This window comes from Streptomyces sp. NPDC006384, from assembly GCF_042870695.1.
GTDB lineage: Bacteria > Actinomycetota > Actinomycetes > Streptomycetales > Streptomycetaceae > Streptomyces.
In genome coordinates this window covers 73,620-89,659 of sequence record NZ_JBIAHR010000009.1, presented here as the reverse complement: position 1 = coordinate 89,659, position 16,040 = coordinate 73,620, and the positions used below count along the sequence as shown (strand labels likewise).

At 75.3% G+C, this 16,040-nt stretch carries 15 protein-coding genes; 7 read left to right on the top strand and 8 right to left on the bottom strand.

Annotation, left to right across the window (positions count from 1 at the left end; all coding sequences use genetic code 11):
- Position 1: 1 nt before the first annotated feature.
- Positions 2-571 (bottom strand): tripartite tricarboxylate transporter TctB family protein, encoded by a 570-nt coding sequence (locus ACFYOJ_RS14300; protein ID WP_388596902.1) that lies wholly within the window; start codon positions 569-571, stop codon positions 2-4.
- Positions 568-1,554: a tripartite tricarboxylate transporter substrate binding protein gene (locus tag ACFYOJ_RS14295; protein WP_356551215.1), complete on the bottom strand. Its 987-nt coding sequence runs from the start codon at positions 1,552-1,554 to the stop codon at positions 568-570. Before ACFYOJ_RS14295 ends, ACFYOJ_RS14300 begins: the two co-directional genes overlap by 4 nt.
- A 490-nt stretch (positions 1,555-2,044) precedes the next feature.
- Here ACFYOJ_RS14295 and ACFYOJ_RS14290 point away from each other — a divergent pair, with 490 nt between their 5' ends.
- Entirely contained in the window at positions 2,045-2,944 is a 900-nt protein-coding gene (locus ACFYOJ_RS14290) for a response regulator (RefSeq protein ID WP_356551140.1), read from the top strand.
- A 34-nt stretch (positions 2,945-2,978) separates the two neighbouring features.
- On the opposite strand, the gene ACFYOJ_RS14285 is transcribed toward ACFYOJ_RS14290, so the two are convergent.
- From ACFYOJ_RS14285 to ACFYOJ_RS14275, 3 genes are read right to left on the bottom strand one after another with little or no spacing between them, the layout of a single operon-like run.
- Positions 2,979-3,785, bottom strand: a complete 807-nt coding sequence (locus tag ACFYOJ_RS14285) for a polysaccharide deacetylase family protein (protein WP_388596998.1) — start codon at positions 3,783-3,785, stop codon at positions 2,979-2,981.
- A gap of 57 nt (positions 3,786-3,842) precedes the next feature.
- On the bottom strand, positions 3,843-4,802 hold the full coding sequence (locus ACFYOJ_RS14280) for a DMT family transporter (RefSeq protein ID WP_356551143.1): 960 nt from the start codon (positions 4,800-4,802) through the stop codon (positions 3,843-3,845).
- A 16-nt stretch (positions 4,803-4,818) separates the two neighbouring features.
- On the bottom strand, positions 4,819-5,670 hold the full coding sequence (locus ACFYOJ_RS14275; RefSeq protein WP_356551144.1) for an SDR family NAD(P)-dependent oxidoreductase: 852 nt from the start codon (positions 5,668-5,670) through the stop codon (positions 4,819-4,821).
- A 300-nt stretch (positions 5,671-5,970) separates the two neighbouring features.
- Here ACFYOJ_RS14275 and ACFYOJ_RS14270 point away from each other — a divergent pair, with 300 nt between their 5' ends.
- The 3 genes from ACFYOJ_RS14270 (at position 5,971) to ACFYOJ_RS14260 (ending at position 8,177) form a co-directional block, all read left to right on the top strand.
- A complete protein-coding gene (locus ACFYOJ_RS14270; protein WP_356551217.1) occupies positions 5,971-7,041 on the top strand; it encodes a galactosyldiacylglycerol synthase in 1,071 nt (356 codons plus the stop codon).
- A gap of 124 nt (positions 7,042-7,165) precedes the next feature.
- A complete protein-coding gene (locus tag ACFYOJ_RS14265; protein ID WP_356551145.1) occupies positions 7,166-7,552 on the top strand; it encodes a DUF2267 domain-containing protein in 387 nt (128 codons plus the stop codon).
- 133 nt (positions 7,553-7,685) lie between these two features.
- Positions 7,686-8,177 (top strand): DUF1360 domain-containing protein, encoded by a 492-nt coding sequence (locus ACFYOJ_RS14260; RefSeq protein WP_356551147.1) that lies wholly within the window; start codon positions 7,686-7,688, stop codon positions 8,175-8,177.
- 73 nt (positions 8,178-8,250) lie between these two features.
- Here the strand turns inward: ACFYOJ_RS14260 and ACFYOJ_RS14255 are convergent, their stop codons facing one another.
- Complete coding sequence (locus tag ACFYOJ_RS14255; RefSeq protein ID WP_356551149.1) at positions 8,251-8,658, bottom strand: DUF5997 family protein; 408 nt, start codon at positions 8,656-8,658, stop codon at positions 8,251-8,253.
- A 58-nt stretch (positions 8,659-8,716) separates the two neighbouring features.
- Between ACFYOJ_RS14255 and ACFYOJ_RS14250 the strand changes: the two genes are divergently transcribed.
- Positions 8,717-9,541, top strand: a complete 825-nt coding sequence (locus ACFYOJ_RS14250) for a LysR family substrate-binding domain-containing protein (protein WP_356551151.1) — start codon at positions 8,717-8,719, stop codon at positions 9,539-9,541.
- 46 nt (positions 9,542-9,587) lie between these two features.
- On the opposite strand, the gene ACFYOJ_RS14245 is transcribed toward ACFYOJ_RS14250, so the two are convergent.
- Together ACFYOJ_RS14245 and ACFYOJ_RS14240 are read right to left on the bottom strand one after the other, a co-directional pair.
- Positions 9,588-12,419: a beta-L-arabinofuranosidase domain-containing protein gene (locus tag ACFYOJ_RS14245; RefSeq protein WP_356551152.1), complete on the bottom strand. Its 2,832-nt coding sequence runs from the start codon at positions 12,417-12,419 to the stop codon at positions 9,588-9,590.
- Between the two features lie 187 nt (positions 12,420-12,606).
- On the bottom strand, positions 12,607-13,083 hold the full coding sequence (locus tag ACFYOJ_RS14240) for an Lrp/AsnC family transcriptional regulator (RefSeq protein ID WP_356551154.1): 477 nt from the start codon (positions 13,081-13,083) through the stop codon (positions 12,607-12,609).
- A 222-nt stretch (positions 13,084-13,305) separates the two neighbouring features.
- Here ACFYOJ_RS14240 and ACFYOJ_RS14235 point away from each other — a divergent pair, with 222 nt between their 5' ends.
- The gene (locus tag ACFYOJ_RS14235) at positions 13,306-14,796 is read left to right on the top strand and encodes an FUSC family protein (protein ID WP_356551156.1); all 1,491 of its coding nucleotides are present in this window, start codon (positions 13,306-13,308) and stop codon (positions 14,794-14,796) included.
- 128 nt (positions 14,797-14,924) lie between these two features.
- Positions 14,925-15,959: a lactonase family protein gene (locus ACFYOJ_RS14230; protein WP_356551158.1), complete on the top strand. Its 1,035-nt coding sequence runs from the start codon at positions 14,925-14,927 to the stop codon at positions 15,957-15,959.
- Positions 15,960-16,040 lie beyond the last annotated feature (81 nt).

The window sequence follows — 16,040 nt, the reverse complement described above, 5'->3', positions numbered from 1 at the left end:
GTCAGAGCACTCCCATCAGCGGACCGCCGGGCAGCGGCACCCCGAGAAGCTTGTCGAAGACGACATAGGTGAGCAGGGACAGCACCGCGGCGATCAGCGGATCGCGGTCGACGCGCCGGCTGCCCAGGGCGAAGGCGGCACCCCAGAACAGCAGCGCGCCCGCGACGGGGAAACCGGCCGGCTCGATCAGCACGGCCGCGCCCAGGAAGATCCCGGCGAGCAGCAGCACCGTGCGCCAGTCGGCCGGTTCGGACAGGTCGACGTCCTCACCGCCCTCGGCCTCGCCCCGGCCGCCGCGCAGGACGTCCACGGCGAGCAGCGCGGCGATCACCAGCAGGCCGGCGCCGACCACGACCGGCACGGTCCTCGGGCCGACCGGTCCGCGCTGGGTGATGTCGACGTCCATGGTCAGCGCGTCGGTCAGGACCAGCGCGCCCAGCGCCAGCAGCAGGACGCACACGCCCAGTTCGGAGCGGTCGCGCAGCCACGCGCGCGGCCCGCCGGCCGGCCCGGTGGACGTCCCGGTCCCTGTCGTCCCGGCGGACCCCGTGTTCCCGGTCCGTGTCGTCACAGTCCCAGCTCCTTCAGCACCGACACCACGCGCTTGTCCTGGGCCTCCAGGAACGCGCCGAACTCCTCACCCGACAGGAAGGCGTCGTCCCAGCCGTTCTTCTCCAGGGACTCCTTCCACTCGGGGGAGTCGTGCAGCTCCTCGACCAGGCGGATCAGCTTGTCGCGCTCCGCGTCGGTCAGACCGGGCGGGGCCACGATGCCGCGCCAGTTGGTGAAGTCCACGTCGTAGCCGGACTCCTTCAGCGTCGGGGCGTCCGCGAGTTCGTCCACGCGCTCGGGGCCCGTCACCGCGAGCACCCTCAGCTCGCCCGCCCTGATCTGGTCCAGGTACTCGCCGACGCCGGAGACCCCGAAGCCGACCTTGTTGCCGAGGATCGAGGCGAGCAGCTCGCCGCCCCCGTCGAAGGGGATGTAGTTGACCGACCTGGGGGAGATCCCGGCGGCCTGCGCCATCAGCATCGGCGCGAGGTGGTCGGGCCCGCCCGGGGACGAGCCGCCGCCGACGGGTACCTTGCCGGGGTCCTTCTTCCAGGCGGTGATCAGCTCGTCGATCGTCCGGTACGGGGAGTTCCTGCCGACCACGACGACGTCCTGCTCCTCGGTGAGCCGCGCGATCGGCGTGGTGTCGGCGAGGGTCTTCGGCGCGTGGTTGGAACGGGCGGCGCCCACGACACCGAGGCCCATCGACATGGCCAGCTTGCCGTTGCCGTGCTCGCTCACCAGCCGGCTCAGTCCCACGGTGCCGCCCGCGCCGGGCAGGTTGAACACCTCGATGTTGTGGGTGAGACCGGCGTCCTCGGCGTTCTTCGCGGCCGTGCGGGCGGTGATGTCGTAGCCGCCGCCGGGGGTGTTGGGGACCATGAGGCGCAGGCCGGGGATCTGCGTGCCGGTGTCGGACTCGCTGCCCGTGGAGAGCAGCGGGGGACCGGCGAGGACGAGCACGGCGGCCCCGAGCAGGGCAAGGGGGGTGCGCAGGCGCACGAGTGCCACCACCTGTCGGTTGGGGAGAACGGTAAGGGTCCCGTGGGGGGAGGGGAAGTGGGCCACATGGTGCCCGCACGCCGCTGCCGTGTCGTCCTTGCGGAACCAAGGGATGTTGTGGTCTTTGCGTTCACCGCAGCCCCGGCGGGCGCCGCGCCGGAGCGGCCCGCGTGTCTCCGGTTCATTGCGAAGCCGGCACATCCCTTTCCTCCGCCGCAGGTGGGCGCCATGATGACGGTCCGGAACACCGGCCCGGTCCCGTGCCCCGCCGGGCGGTACCGGTACCGCCCGGGGTGGGCACCGAGCGCGGCACCGCCGGGGCCGTGTCCACGGCACGCACGACCGTCAGCCACCTCACCGACGCGGTGGCGGAAGGAGCAGCACGATGAGGGGTACGGGCGGCACGACCGACGCGTCCGCTACGACCGGCACGACGAGCGGGGGAGGCGGGGGTCACGCGCCCACGGCACCGGGCACGTCCCGCCCGCCCATGACCTCGAGCAGGCCCCGCACCTCCGTGACGGCCGGTGTGCCCCGTACCGCCGCGGCGCCGGGCGGGTCCCGCACCTCCGCCACGGCCGGTGTCTCCCGTGCCTCCGCGGCCCCGGGCGTGCCCCGCACCTCCCCGGCGCCCACGTCCCGTACCTCCTGCGCGGCGGCACGGGACGCCGACGCGATCGGCGTCCTCGTCGTCGACGACGACTTCATGGTGGCCCGCGTCCACCGCGCCTTCGTCGAACGCGTCGAGTCCTTCCGGGTCGTCGGCGTCGCCGGCACCGGCGAGGAGGCACTCGCCGCGGCCGGCGAACTGCGTCCCGACCTGATCCTGCTCGACCTGTACCTGCCCGACCTCTTCGGCCTGGACCTCATCCCCCGGCTGCGCGCCGCCGGGCACGACTGCGACGTCATGGTCGTCAGCGCGGCCCGGGAGGCGGACACGGTGCGCGGCGCCGCGCGCCAGGGCGTCGTGGACTACCTGCTCAAGCCGTTCGACTTCGAGGACCTGCGGGTACGGCTGGAGCGCTACGCCCTCCAGCGGGGCCGGCTGCTCGGCACCGTCGTGCGCAGCCAGGCCGACGTCGACCGGGTACTGGCCAAAGCGGCCGCTCCCGCCGTCACGGACCCGGGGCTGCCCAAGGGCATGAGCGTGGAGACCGCCGAGCTGGTCGCACGCACGCTCCGCGACGCCGACGGCACGCTGTCCGCCAGCGAGTGCGCGGCGCTGACCGGCGTCTCCCGGGTCAGCGCCCGCCGCTACCTGGAGTACTTCCACACCGTCGGCAGCGCCGACGTCTCCCTGCGCTACGGCGTGGCCGGCCGCCCCGAACGCCGCTACCGCTTCCGGGACGCGGTCACCGGCCCGGCACACCCGCCCGCGGCCCGGCCCTGACGTACCGGCGCCGGCCGCTCACCCGGGCGTCGCGTCAGGCACGCCACGCTGCCCGTACCGGGCCGCCGGCCACCCCGTGCTCGGCCAGCGGCCCCACGGTCAGGCCCCTTCCGCGACAGTCGGCGACGAGGCCGGGAAGGGCTCCGAGCGCCGCCCGCCAGCTGCCGGGGGCGGAGGCGTGGTCGGTGTCGTGCAGCAGGACCGTGCCGCCGCCGCCCAGGCCGGCGGTGACGGCCGCCCGTACGGAGGCGGGTGTCGCGTCGTGCCGCCAGTCCTTGCCCCACGCCGTCCACAGGACCGGGCGCAGTCCCGCACGCCGGGCGGCGGCCCAGCGGCCGGAGGTGAGGATGCCGTAGGGCGGCCGGTACCAGTGCGGTGCGCGTCCGGTGACGTCGCCGACCGTGCCGGCCGCCCGCTCCAGCTCGCGGGCGTCCCGCGCCGGCGACGGCAGCCAGGGACGGCCGTGGGACCAGCCGTGGACGGCGACCTCGTGACCCCGCCGCACCAGCTCACGGGCGGTCGCGGGATGCCGGGCGACGTTCTCGCCGAGGACGAAGAACGTCGCCCGCACGCCGAGCTCCTCCAGCGCGTCCAGGAAGCGGGGCGTGGACGCCGGGTGGGGTCCGTCGTCGAAGGTGAGGGCGACGTGGCCGGGGCTGCCCAGACCGGCCAGGGCGGGGAACCAGCGCCGGCGCAGCCCCGGCAGCCAGGTCGCGGCCGGGCCGATGTGGGCCAGCGCGGCGAGGGCCGACACGGTGACGACCGGCAGGGCGGCGGCCGGCACGGTGACCACCGGCGGCACCGCGTACGCCACCCGTCCGGTTCCGCCCCGCCACGTCATCCGCGCCGCCTTCTCGTCCATTCCGCCTCCGTCATCCGTTCCGCCTCCGCCATCCGTTCAGTCTCTGCTCCGCCGGCTCTCCCGGCCCTCCGCCGTCGGGTGTCCGGGGTCCGCTCCGCCCCGGCGTCCCGGCCCGTCGCGTGCCGCCGTCGCGGTGTCCCAGGCGCCGTGCACCGACGGCGCCCGGGCCAGGCCCACGCTGCCGAGGCCGATCAGCGCCACGCCGATCAGCTCGGGCAGCAGCCGTACCCCGAGGACGATCTCCTCGCCGAACAGGGCCCAGCCGAGGCCCACGCTGGTCAACGCGTCCCCGAGGGTCAGCGCCGGCTGTGACGCGGCGAGCGTCCCGGCCCGCAGCGCGCTCTGCAGGAGCAGGAAACTGATCACGCCGACGGCTCCCGTCGCGTACAGCGGCCACTGCGTCAGCACCGCGCCCGCCCCCTGCGGGAACCGTCCGGTGACCTCCTTCAGCAGCGCCGCCGTACCGCCGAACGACACCGCGGACGCCGTCCCGAACAGGGCGGCACGGGGCGCGCCGTGCACCACCCGGCCGACGAGGGCGAAGCCCGTCACCACGCAGAACAGCACCAGCAGCGCCCAGTGCCACCGGCCCGGCGTCGCCGTGTCGTGCCCGGCCGCCGGGGAGGCGGCGCCCAGGAACAGCGCCAGCCCCGCGGCCAGGGCCACGAACGCCAGCCAGGTGCGCGGATCGGGACGCCGGTGGAAGATCATGCTGCCGACCACCAGGGTGAACAGCAGTTCGGTCGCCATCAGGGGCTGGACCACGGCCAGACTGCCCACCGCCAGCGCGGCCGCCTGCAGCACCGTCGTCAGGGCGAGCAGCGCCGCGCCGCCCACCCAGTACGGGTCCCGCACCAGCCGCAGCAGCGAGCGCACCACCGTGTGGACGGCGCCCGCGCGGTCCTCGTCCTGCGCCGCGGCCCGGCGCTGCAGCACCGACGCCGCCGCGTTGGACAGCGCCGCGAGCAGAGCGAGGACGACGGTGAGGACACTCACCGCACGGTGCTCCCGGTCATCCGAACCGGGCGGCCATCCACCGGTACAGCCCGGGTGCCGCGCCCCGGACCCGGCACGGCAACCGCAGCCAGCCGGGTACGTACACCTCGTCCCGGCCCCGGGCCACGGCCCCGCACACCGCGTCGGCGACGCGCTCCGCCGGCACCGGCCGGGGCCTGGACCGGCGGTAGGGCGCGCCGCGGCGTTCGAAGAACGGCGTGTCGACCACGCCGGGCACCACGTGGGTCACGCCGACGCCCGTGCCCCGCAGCTCGTAGCGCAGGGCGTCCGCGAAGGCGCCGAGCGCGGCCTTGGCCGCGGAGTACACGGCCTCGTCGCGCACGCCGACGCAGCCCGCCAGCGAACCGACGAGCACCACCCGCCCCGAGCCCGCCTCGACCATGCCCGGCAGCAGCAGCCGCACCAGCCGCAGCGTGGCCAGCACGTCGATCTCGAAGACCTCGTCGATGGCGTGCGGGGGCATGGTGCGGAACTCCCCGGCCCAGCCGATCCCGGCACCGGCCACCAGCAGGTCCACCGGACCGGCCGTGGTCAGCGTGAAGTCGGCGAGCCGGCGGTCGGCGCCGGGCACGGCGAGGTCCGCGGCGAAGGCGGTGGCCGACGCGTCCTGCGCCACCTCGCGCAGCCGTGCCGGGTCGCGTCCGCTCAGCACCAGCCGCCAGTCGCCTTCGCCGGCCAGCCGCCGGGCCACGGCCGCGCCGATGCCGGAGGAGGCCCCGGTCACGAGTGCCGTACGGGTCCGGGAGCCCTGCTCGCCGGCGGCCGGCCGTGGCTTCGCGCGGTCCGCGTCGGGGGCGGCGAGCCGCGGTCCGGGGGCGGACCGGGCGCGGGAGAACGCATCGACCATGGGTACCACCTTGGCTCGGGGCGGACGCCCCGGAAGCGGCCGGCCCTCCGGGGGCCGTGGCCTCCGGCGTCCGACCGGACGGGCGGTCAAGGAGTATCCCTGACAAAAGGTCCGAAACCCCTTGTGTGGGGTGGTTTGGGATAATCCGGTCGGGCTACCTGAACCGCCGTGCACCCTCGCAGCTCACCCCCGTCCCGCCGGGGCGAGGCCGTGCCCCGGGGCGTTCCGGGGGACGACGGGGACGGCAGGAGCGCCGGGGAGGGCGGGGACGGCCGGCGCCTGCTGCTGGTCAGCGCGAGCATGGGCGCCGGTCACGACACGGTCGCCGCCGAGCTGGCCCGCCGCGCCCGCGAACGCGGCGGCGACGCCCTGGTCGTCGACGTCCTCGCGCTCCTGCCGTACGGCCTGGGCAGTGCCCTGCGGCTCTTCTACCGCGGATCGGTGCGCCACTTCCCGTGGGCGTACGCCGCCCTGTACCGCCTGTTCCTGCGCCCCGGCCCCGGGCGCCGGCCCAGCGGCGCCCCGCTCGCCCGGCTGGCGGGCAGACGGCTGCGGGAGCTGGCCGACCGCGCGGACGCGGACGTGGTGGTCCCCGTCTTCCACCTCGGCGCCCAGCTGACCGGCCATCTGCGGGCCCGCGGGCTGCTGGACGTGCCCAGCGTGGTCCTGGTGATCGACTTCGCCGTCCACCGGCAGTGGCTGCACCCCGGCAACGACCACTGCCTGTGCCTCACGGACGACGCGGCGCGCGAGGTACGGCGGAGCACCGGCACGCCCGCCGGGACCTGCGGCCCGGTGGTGGCCCCCGAGTTCTTCACCGGGGCGGGCGGAGCGGACGGGTGGCGCCTGCTGTTCGAACGGCACGGCCCGGGGCGGCCCCCCGTCGTGCTGTCCGCCGGCGCCTGGGGAGTAGGCACCCGCCTGCGCGCCACCGTCCGGCTGCTGGCGGAGCACGGCTTCCTGCCGGTCGTGCTGTGCGGGAACAACGCGCGGCTGCGGCGTTCCCTGTCCCGCCTCCCGGGCGTGGTCGCGCTCGGCTGGGTGAGGGACATGCCCGGCCTGCTGCACGCCGCCCGCGCCCTGGTGGACAACGCCGCCGGCCAGACCGCCGTCCAGGCGCTCGCCGCCGGGCTGCCCGTCGTCGGGCACCGCCCGATACCGGGCCACGGCGCGGACGGCGTCCGGCGGATGGCGGCCCTCGGCGTGTCGGAGACGGCCGAGGACGACGCCGCGCTGCTCGGCGCGCTGCGGAGGCTGACCGCCCCGGGGCCGGCCCGCCGGGAGCGGATCGCCGCCGGACGCGCGCTGTTCGGGGACGACGCCGTGACCCGGGTGACGGACGCCGCCGACGCGGTGCGCGCCCGCGGGTGAGCCCGCCCCACCCCGCCCCACCCCGCCCCGCGCCGCCGCGACGGACGGCGGGGCGGGCCCCGTTTCCCCGTGCGGACCGGGGGCACCCGGAACCGGCCCGCCACCGGCGGAAGGAGGCTGTGCCGTGCGGCTCGACGAGTTCCTGACCCGGGTCCGTGACCGTGGCGAATACCACAGCGAGCAGGAGGCCGAGCAGGTCAGCACGGCCGTCCTGTGGGTGATCGCGTCCCGGATCGCACCGCAGGAGGCCGCCGCCCTGGCCGAGCACCTGCCGGCGCCCCTGGACGACGCGCTGCGCCTGGAACGGGGACGCCCCGAGACCTTCGGCCGCGAGGAGTTCCTGCGACGCCTGGCCCAGCAGACCGGAGCCCGGCCGCGCACCGCGGAATGGGACGCGGGCGCCGTCCTCTCCACCCTCGCCGAAGCCGTGCCCGCCGACCGCGCCGACGACCTGCGGACCGCGCTGCCCGCGGACTGCGCGGATCTCTTCGGAGGCCCCACGGCGGGCTGACCACGGCACACGCCCCCGTGCGCCGCGAGGTCCGCGCGCCCGGACGTTGCAAGCGGCCGGACCGGGGCACTCGTGGCCGTGGACGAGGCGGCCCGCGAAGGCGGGCGGCCGCGGAGAGAGGCTGAGGCGTTTCATGACGGACGGCGAACAGCGCTACGGCGCCGACGACGACACCCCCCTCGCGGGATACGCGACGCTCGCGACGGTCTTCGCGGCCGGAGCCGGACTGTTCGCCGCGGTGGCGCGGCGCCGCGGGGTCCGGCTGCCCGACACCGTCCCGCCCTGGGACGTGCTCCTGCTGGGGACGGCGACGTTCAAGGCCTCCCGGCTGCTCACCAAGGACAAGGTCACGAGCTTCCTGCGGGCGCCGTTCACCCGGCGGGAGCGCGACAGCAACGCCAACGAGGTGATGGACTCCGCGCGCGGCGACGGGATGCGCCGTGCCGTCGGAGACCTGGTGTCCTGCCCGTTCTGCACCTCCGCCTGGGTGGCCGGCGGGCTGGTCGGCACCTACGCGGTCGAACCGCGGGCGGGCCGCCTGCTGAGCGCGGGTCTGACCGCCGTCGCCCTGTCGGACTGGCTGCAGTACGCGTGGAGCCTGACGGAGCAGCGGGCCGAGGAGTGACCGGAGGGCGCGGCAGGGCCGGCCCGGCACCCGGGTCGGCCCTGCCGCGCCCTCCGGCGTCGGTGCCCCGTCGCTACGGCCGTTCGGTGCTCTTCGCCCGCTCCGCGCGCTCGGCGTGGAGCTGCTTCACCCGGGCCGCCTCCTTGCGGACGTCGGCCTGGGTCGCCTGCTCCCGCTCCAGCCACTCGGGACGCTCCTGCTTCAGCGCGTCGATCTGGGCCGTGGTGAGCGCCTCCTCGATGCCTCCGCGGCGCAGGCCCGCGATGGAGACGCCCAGCTTGGCCGCCACCACCGGCCGCGGGTGGGGGCCGTCGCGCCGCAGGTCGCGCAGCCACTGGGGCGGGTCGGCCTGCAGGGCGTTCAGCTCGGCGCGCGTGACGACGCCCTCCCGGAACTCGGCGGGTGTGGCCTCGAGGTACACACCCAGCTTCTTCGCCGCGGTCGCGGGCTTCATGGTCTGGGTGTTCTGGTGCGACGTCATGGTGTCAAGGGTATCGAGCATGTGAGCGGTCCCCGACCACGCCCGGTAACCTGGCCGGGTGACAGGCTCGGAAGAACCCCCCTCGTTCCGGCTCGCGTACGTCCCGGGGGTGACGCCCGACAAATGGGTGCGCATCTGGAACGAGCGGCGGCCCGGCGTCCCGCTCTCCCTGGTCCAGGTTCCCGCCGCCGGGGCGGGCGACGCGCTGCTGGGCGGCGACGCGGACGCCGGACTGGTGCGGCTGCCCGTCGACCGGACCGTCCTCAGCGCGATCCCCCTCTACACCGAGACCACGGTCGTGGTGATCCCCAAGGACCACCTGGTGACCGCGGCCGACGAGGTGACCCTCGAGGACCTGGCCGACGAGATCGTGCTGCACCCCCTCGACGACGTGCTCGGCTGGGAGCGGCCGCCGGGCCGGCCCGCCCTCGAACGCCCGGCGACCACCGCGGACGCGGTCGAACTGGTCGCGGCGGGCATCGGCGTCCTCGTCGTCCCCCTGTCGCTGGCCCGCCTGCACCACCGCAAGGACCTCACCCACCGGCCGGTCACCGACGCCCCCGGATCGGGCGTGGCCCTGTCGTGGCCCGAGGACGCGCACACGGACCTGGTGGAGGAGTTCATCGGGATCGTCCGCGGCCGGACCGTCAACAGCACCCGCGGCCGGCGGCCCGACGCGGCGCAGCCGAAGGACGACGGGCGCACCGGAACGGCTCCCGCCCGCCGCAAACCGGCGCAGGGAAAACCGGCGCAGGGAAAGAAGCCGGCCTCCGGTAAACAGGCCTCCGGCAGAGCGTCCTCCGGAAAACCGGCCTCCGGCGGCGCACGGCGCGCCTCGGGCGGCGGCGCCAGGGGCGGGCGACGAGGCAGGCCCCGCCGCTGACACCCCCGGCGGAGCCGGCCTCGGCGGACCGTCGGCGCGGGCGCCGTCACTTCACGTACGACGCCCGCCGCGCGGTCGCCACCACCCGCTCGCCCTCCTCGCGTCCGAGCAGCCCCGCGCCCACCCACGCCGCGACCGTCGACCGCACGTGCGCCACCAGCGCGCCCTTGCCGCGGAACGGGGCCGCGGCCCAGATCTCGTCGAGCAGTGTGGTGCCGTCCTCCTTCGCCGGGTTGGCGACGCCCGAGTCGCTGCCGCCGAGGACCACCCGGGGTTCCGAGCGGCGGAAGTACGCGTGCGTCGGGTCCTCGGTCCCCTCGGAGAACGGCGCCCACTCGACGCCGTCCAGCGTGTAGTGGAGCGGCTTGCCGGGGACCGGGGTCAGGGTGGGCAGCAGGTCGCCGGAGAGCGCCGCGTCACGGTACAGCCCGACCTCCAGGTGGCCGGTGGCGGCGCTGCGGGCGACCAGGTTGACGGGGCCGTGGAACAGTGCCTGCAGTGTCGGGTCGTCCAGGGCCCGCTCCACCCGCAGCCGGAAGGGAATGCTGACGCGCACGGTGTCTCCCGGGCGCCAGGCCCGGGACACGGTGAAGTAGCTTCCCGGCGTCGCGGCGCCCGGTACCGCACGGCCGTTGACGGTGACCCGGAATCCGGCCCCCGCCCAGGACGGCACGCGCAGCCGCAGCGCGAAGGAGGCGCTGCCCCCGCCGATCGTGAGGGTGCTGCCCTGCTCGCGGGGGTAGTCCGTCACCTGCGAGACGGTGACGCCCTTCTCCGCCCAGGTCAGCGTGGAGGGGCTGTAGAGGTTGACGTAGAGGGCACTGCCGTCGGCCGCGGCGAAGTACACCGAGTCCTGGTACTTGGTGGCGCTCTCCATCCCCGTGCCCTCGCAGCACGTCGTGCCCTGCTTGGGGGTGTAGTCCCGCACGTGGCCGGGGGTCAGCCCGATGAAGTAGGTGACGAGGGGTTTCTCGGCGTCCGGCCTGTCCTGCTTCGAGCCGAGCACCTGGTTGTACAGCGCCCGCTCGTAGTAGTCCATGTACGCCGGGTCCTGGTCGTGGAGGAACAGGGCCCGGCTCAGCTTGAGCATGTTGTAGGCGCAGCAGGTCTCGGCCGTGGTGGCGCCGATCGTGCCGGCGATCACGCCCCGGGCCTTCCAGAACTCGCCGGTGCTGGTGCCGCCGATGGCGTACATGCGGTGCGGTACGACCATGTGCCAGAAGTTCTTCGCCGCGGTGAGGTAGCGGGCCTCGCCCGTCTCGTCGTACAGCCGCACCAGGCCGGTGAAGATCGGTATGTGCTGGTTGGCGTGCAGTCCGTCGAGGACGTCGGTGTCCGCGGCGCAGGCGTCGATCAGCCGGTCCAGGTCGAACAGGCGGGCCAGGGCGAGGTGCTCGGCCCTGCCGGTGAGGGCGTGCAGATCGCAGATCGCCTCGACGATGCCGCCGAACTCCCCGCTGGAGAACAGGCCCCACATCCGCTGCAGCACGGCGGCGGGCAGCTTCGAGAGCCGGGAGTGCATCCAGTCGCCCAGGCCGGAGGCGAGGTCCAGCGCCCGGTCGTCGCCGGTGGCGAGGTGGGCGTCCAGCAGTCCCTGGAGGATCTTGTGCGCGGTGTAGTACGGCGCCCACACCCTGGTGTAGTTGCTGGCGGTCATCGATTCCAGCTCGATGAACTGCGTCTCCGGGTACGCGGCGAGGAACCCGGGGTGGCTCGGTCCGCCCCAGGTGCGGCGCAGGGTGGCGGTCAGACCGCGCCCCGAGGCGTCCGCGAAGGTGCTGCCGCGGGTCTCGTCGAAGGCGTACGACGCGAGGTCGCCCCGCCCGGCCGGGGTGTCGGCCGGGCGGCCGTCCTGCAGGGCGGCGATCTCGGCGGCGCTCAGGGCGCGCGACCAGACGTCGAACCCCCCGAAGGCGCCCGCGAAGACCGGGTCGGCGGGGTAGTGCGAGCGGCCCAGCCAGTGGTGGGCGAGGGGGCCGAGGGCCGCCGGCGTCAGGGACATGCCCGTGTTGCGGGCCACGGCCTTCCCGTCGACGTAGAGGGTGCCGGTGCCCTCGGCGAGGGTCACGGCCAGGTGGCTCCACCTGCCCAGGGGCAGCGCGGCCGTGCCGTCGATGCCCTGCTCGCCCCCGGCGCCGCCGGCGGTGATGGCGAAGCGCGGCACGCCGTCGGCGTTGCGGGCGGCGAGGTAGAGGTAGCGGTGGGTGTCGTCGCCGAAGTCGAGGACGCGGGCCCAGTCGCCGTCGTGGGCGGGCCTCACCCAGGCGGCCAGCGTGATCGTGGAGGTGTCGCCGAGGACGCCGGCGGGCAGGTCGACGTACTGGTGGGAGCCGCGCACGTTCTCCGCGGCGGGGCCGAAACGGCCCTCTGTGCTCAGCACGGCGGGGGCGCGCCGCAGGGCTTCGCGCACCTCGGCCAGCGCCCCGACCATGACGCCGATCCGCTCGGCGAACAGCCGCTCCCCGGTGCCGCGGTACGCCTGCGACAGCATGGTCAGGAAGTGGCCGGTGTAGTGGCCGCGCAGATTGCCGTTGGCCTCGCCGTCCAGTCCCTCCCAGCCGCCGGGCGCGACCGCGCCGAGGGTGGAGAGGCCGGCGTTGGCCCGGAAGACCTGGAGCAGCCGGTTCACGTCGTAGCCACGGGCGTGGTCCAGCATCAGCCGCCGCTTGTCGTGGAAGACACCCGGACCGAGTGACACGTCCTCCAGCGGGAACGGCCGTGCCGACCAGGACGCCGGTGCCGCGAGGTTCGCGGGCGCGGCCTGTCGCGCGGCGCCGGTCCGGCCGGCCGCCGCGTACGCCGTACCGGACATCGCGGCGGCGGCCGAGGCGGCCGTGGCGGCCGCCAGAAGAGTCCGCCGGGAGAGAGGCGCTGCCATGGGCTCCTCGTTTCTTCGGTTGTCACGTGGGGGAGGGGACGACCAGCTCGTTCGGTATGTCGATCACTGTTCGGAAGATCGTCCAGACGATAGGCAAGGGCCGTGGGAGCGTCAACGGTACTGACGAGTTCGGCCGGCAGGGGTGGGCCCTGGGGGGCGCCCGCGTGCTCCCGACGGGTGTGCGGCCCTATTTCCGCGCCGCGCGCCCGATCGACTCCACCAGCGGCAGCAGCCGGTGCGGAACGCGCTCGCGCAGGGCGACCTCGCTGCGGGTGCGGACCACGCCGGGCAGGCTGATCAGCTTCTGCACCACGTCCTCCAGATGCGCGTTGTCCCGGGCCACCACCCGGGTCAGCAGATCGCCGCCGCCCGTGATGGAGAAGGCCTCGACGATCTCCGGCACGGCCGCCAGAGCCTCGCCCACCTCGTCCAGATGGCCCTGGGTGACCTCGATGTGCACGAACGCGAGCACGGGATGGCCCAGCGCGGCGGGGGAGAGGGACGGCGCGGCGCCGGTGATCACACCGTCGCGCTCCAGCCGGTCCAGCCGGGCCTGGAGCGTCCCGCGGGCGATCTTGAGGATGCGGGCGTACTCGCGCACGCTGGTGCGCGGCTGCTCCAGCAGCAGCCGCAGGATGCGGGTGTCGAGCTCGTCGACCGCCATGACGTCCCGGCCTCCCTCGTCGTCTCGTCGTCTCGTCGTCCAATGGCTCTGCGGTGGCCGCAGGGAAACCCTGATCACTGTACCAATGGCACAGCCTGGAAGACGGCTGTTGAGCCACTGGTGGGAGAGATGCTCATATGGACAGGTCGATGGCGCTGCGGATCCCGCGGCGCCTTTTTCATGCGGGTGACGTCCGACCAGTGCGTGAGGGGGCGGTAATCAGTGCTGAAGAAGGTGTTCGTGAGCCCGGACCCGGGGCGGACGCGGCTGCGCTTCGCCGCGCGGGCCGTGCTCGGCATCGGGCTGGCCGTCGTCGTCTGCGGCCTGGCCGGCATCTCCCTCGTGGGCGCCGTCATCGGCGGACTGGCCGCGCTGCTCGCCCTGTTCACCGTCACCGACGCCACCGTGCGCGGCCAGGCGGTCACCACCGCGCTGCTGCCGGTGGCGGGGCTGCCCGTACTGACCGCCGCGGCCGTCCTGCACGGCCACCCCGTCGCCCGCGACCTCGCCTTCCTCGCCGTGGTCGGGGCCGGGGTCTACGCCCGCCGCTGGGGTCCGCGCGGCCACAGCCTCGGCGTGTTCGCGTTCATGACCTTCTTCATCGCCCAGTTCCTGCACGCCACCACGGGCCGGCTGCCCGAGATGTTCGCCGCCGTCCTGCTGTCCGTGGCCACCGCGGCGGTGGTGCGCTTCGGCCTGTGGTGCTACGAGCGCCGCCTGGCCCCGCCCGTCGTGCCCGCCCCGCCCGGCGGCACCGGGCTCTCCCGCATCACCACCCGCCAGGCCGTGCAGGCCACCGTCGGCGCCGGCTTCGCCCTGGTCGTGGGCCAGATGGTGTCAGGCGACCGCTGGTACTGGGCCGTCGGCGCCACCTGGTGGGTCTTCGTCAACACCGTCTCGCGCGGCGACACCCTCGTCCGCGGCTTCCGGCGGGTGCTCGGCACGGCCCTCGGCATCGGCCTCGGCTTCCTGATCGCCGTCCCGGTGGCCGGCGCGGCGGTCCCCACGGCCGTCCTCGCCGCCGTCTGCGTCTTCGGCATCTTCTACACCGCCGCGGTGTCCTACACCTGGATGATGCTCTGCGTGACCCTCCTCGCCGAGCTGCTCTACGGCCTCCTCGGCGTCCTCGGCCCCGGGCTGCTCGCCCTGCGGATCGCCGAGACCGGCGTCGGCGCGCTCGGCGCCGTTCTCGCGGTGCTCTTCGTCCTGCCCGTCACCACCCACGCCGTCACCGACGCCTGGATCCAGCGGGCCCTGCGCTGCGTCCACGCCTGCACCGCCGAGGCCGCCGCCCGCCTCGCCGGCACCGAGGGCGCCGATCCGGCGCCGCGCGTGGCCGAACTCGAGCAGCTCCTCGGCCGGGTACGGTTCTCGGTCGCCCCGCTGGTGCACCCGCTCAACCCCGTGCGCGGCCGCAAGCGCCGCGCCCGCCGCGTGCTCGCCCTGCTCGACGACTGCGCCCGCGAGGTCCGCGGCCTGGTCGCCGTCGCCGCGGACCCGGAGGCCTCGCACGACGCCCGGCTGGCCGCCGCCTGCTGGCGGGTCGAGACCGCCGTGGAGGCGCTCACCGGCGGCGGAGCGGTCCCCGCCCACCCGCAGCGGCCGCCCGCCGCGGAACCGGCGCTGGCCCACCTCCACGGTCTCGAACGCGCCCTGGCCGAACTCGCCGCCCCCCTGCGCGGCCCGTCCGGCTCCCCGCTGGTCGGCGCCTGACCCGACGCGCCCCTCGTCGCCCATTTGGTCTAGACCGCGAGTGATCGACTGCTACCGTCGCTCCAGGGCGACGACCGGTCGGCACCCGGCGTGGTGTCCGACGAGGCACGGGACGAGAGGGGCCAGTGGTGGCGGACGACGGCAGGCGGCAGCGGCGGGCTTACATCGGGTCGTTCACGGCGGCCGGAGGCCCCGGGATCGTGACGGCGGCCGTCACCCCGGGCGAGGGCACGCTGACCTTCCTGAGCAGCACGAACGGTGTCCCCGACCCCTCCTATCTCGCCCTGGCCCCCGGCGGACGCATGCTCTACGCGGTCAGCGAGACCGCCGAGGGCGCGGTCGCCGCGTACCGCGCCGAGGGGGACGGGCTGGAGCCGGCCGGGCGGCCGGTTCCCGTCGGCGGCGACGGACCGACCCACCTCTGCCTGTTCGCCGGACACGTCCTGACCGCCAACTACGGCTCGGGAAGCGTGAGCGCCGTACCGGTCCGCTCCGACGGCACCCTCGCCCGGTCCGCGTCCGGCGTGCTGCGGCACACCGGGAGCGGACCGCACGCCCAGCGCCAGCAGGGACCCCACGCCCACCAGGTGCAGCCCGACCCCAGCGGCCGCTGGGCGGTCAGCGTGGACCTCGGCACCGACTCGGTGCGCGTGTGCACCCTGACGGACGGCGCCCTCGCCGTGCACCGGGAGATCGCGCTGCGCCCCGGCTCGGGACCGCGGCACCTGGCCTTCCACCCGGACGGCACCCACGCCTACGTGGCCAACGAACTCGCCCCGACCGTCACCGTCTGCCGCTGGGACGCCGCCGACGGCACGCTGAGGCCGCTCACCGAGGTGGCGGCGCTGCCCGACGCCCCGGCCGGCGACGCCTACCTCTCGGGCATCGCCGTCTCGCCCGACGGCCGCTTCGTGTGGACCGCGACCCGCGGCGAGGACGTGCTGTCCGTGTTCGCCGTCGGACCCGACACGCTGCGGCTGACGGGCACGGTGCCCTGTGGCGGCCACTGGCCACGGGCGATCACCGTGTCGGACGGCTTCCTCTACGTGGCCGACGAACGCTCCGGGGACGTCACCTGGTTCGCCCTCGACCCGGAGACGGGCGTACCCCGCCGCGCCGGCTCGCTCGCGGTCCCGGCGGCGTCCTGCGTGGTCCTCGGCTGACCGGACCGCCGCAGGGCACGACGAAGGGCCCGCCCCGTACGGGGCGGGCCCTTCCGGCCGTACGTGCTGTGCCGTGTGGTG

What these genes read in the sequence shown, in the direction of transcription:
- ACFYOJ_RS14285 (WP_388596998.1), bottom strand. Translation starts at nt 3,785, where the DNA reads ATGACGTGGCGGGGCGGAACCGGACGGGTGGCGTACGCGGTGCCGCCG.
- ACFYOJ_RS14255 (WP_356551149.1), bottom strand. Translation starts at nt 8,658, where the DNA reads ATGACGTCGCACCAGAACACCCAGACCATGAAGCCCGCGACCGCGGCG.
- ACFYOJ_RS14275 (WP_356551144.1), bottom strand. Translation starts at nt 5,670, where the DNA reads ATGGTCGATGCGTTCTCCCGCGCCCGGTCCGCCCCCGGACCGCGGCTC.
- ACFYOJ_RS14245 (WP_356551152.1), bottom strand. Translation starts at nt 12,419, where the DNA reads ATGGCAGCGCCTCTCTCCCGGCGGACTCTTCTGGCGGCCGCCACGGCC.
- ACFYOJ_RS14290 (WP_356551140.1), top strand. Translation starts at nt 2,045, where the DNA reads ATGACCTCGAGCAGGCCCCGCACCTCCGTGACGGCCGGTGTGCCCCGT.
- ACFYOJ_RS14260 (WP_356551147.1), top strand. Translation starts at nt 7,686, where the DNA reads ATGACGGACGGCGAACAGCGCTACGGCGCCGACGACGACACCCCCCTC.
- ACFYOJ_RS14240 (WP_356551154.1), bottom strand. Translation starts at nt 13,083, where the DNA reads ATGGCGGTCGACGAGCTCGACACCCGCATCCTGCGGCTGCTGCTGGAG.
- ACFYOJ_RS14270 (WP_356551217.1), top strand. Translation starts at nt 5,971, where the DNA reads ATGGGCGCCGGTCACGACACGGTCGCCGCCGAGCTGGCCCGCCGCGCC.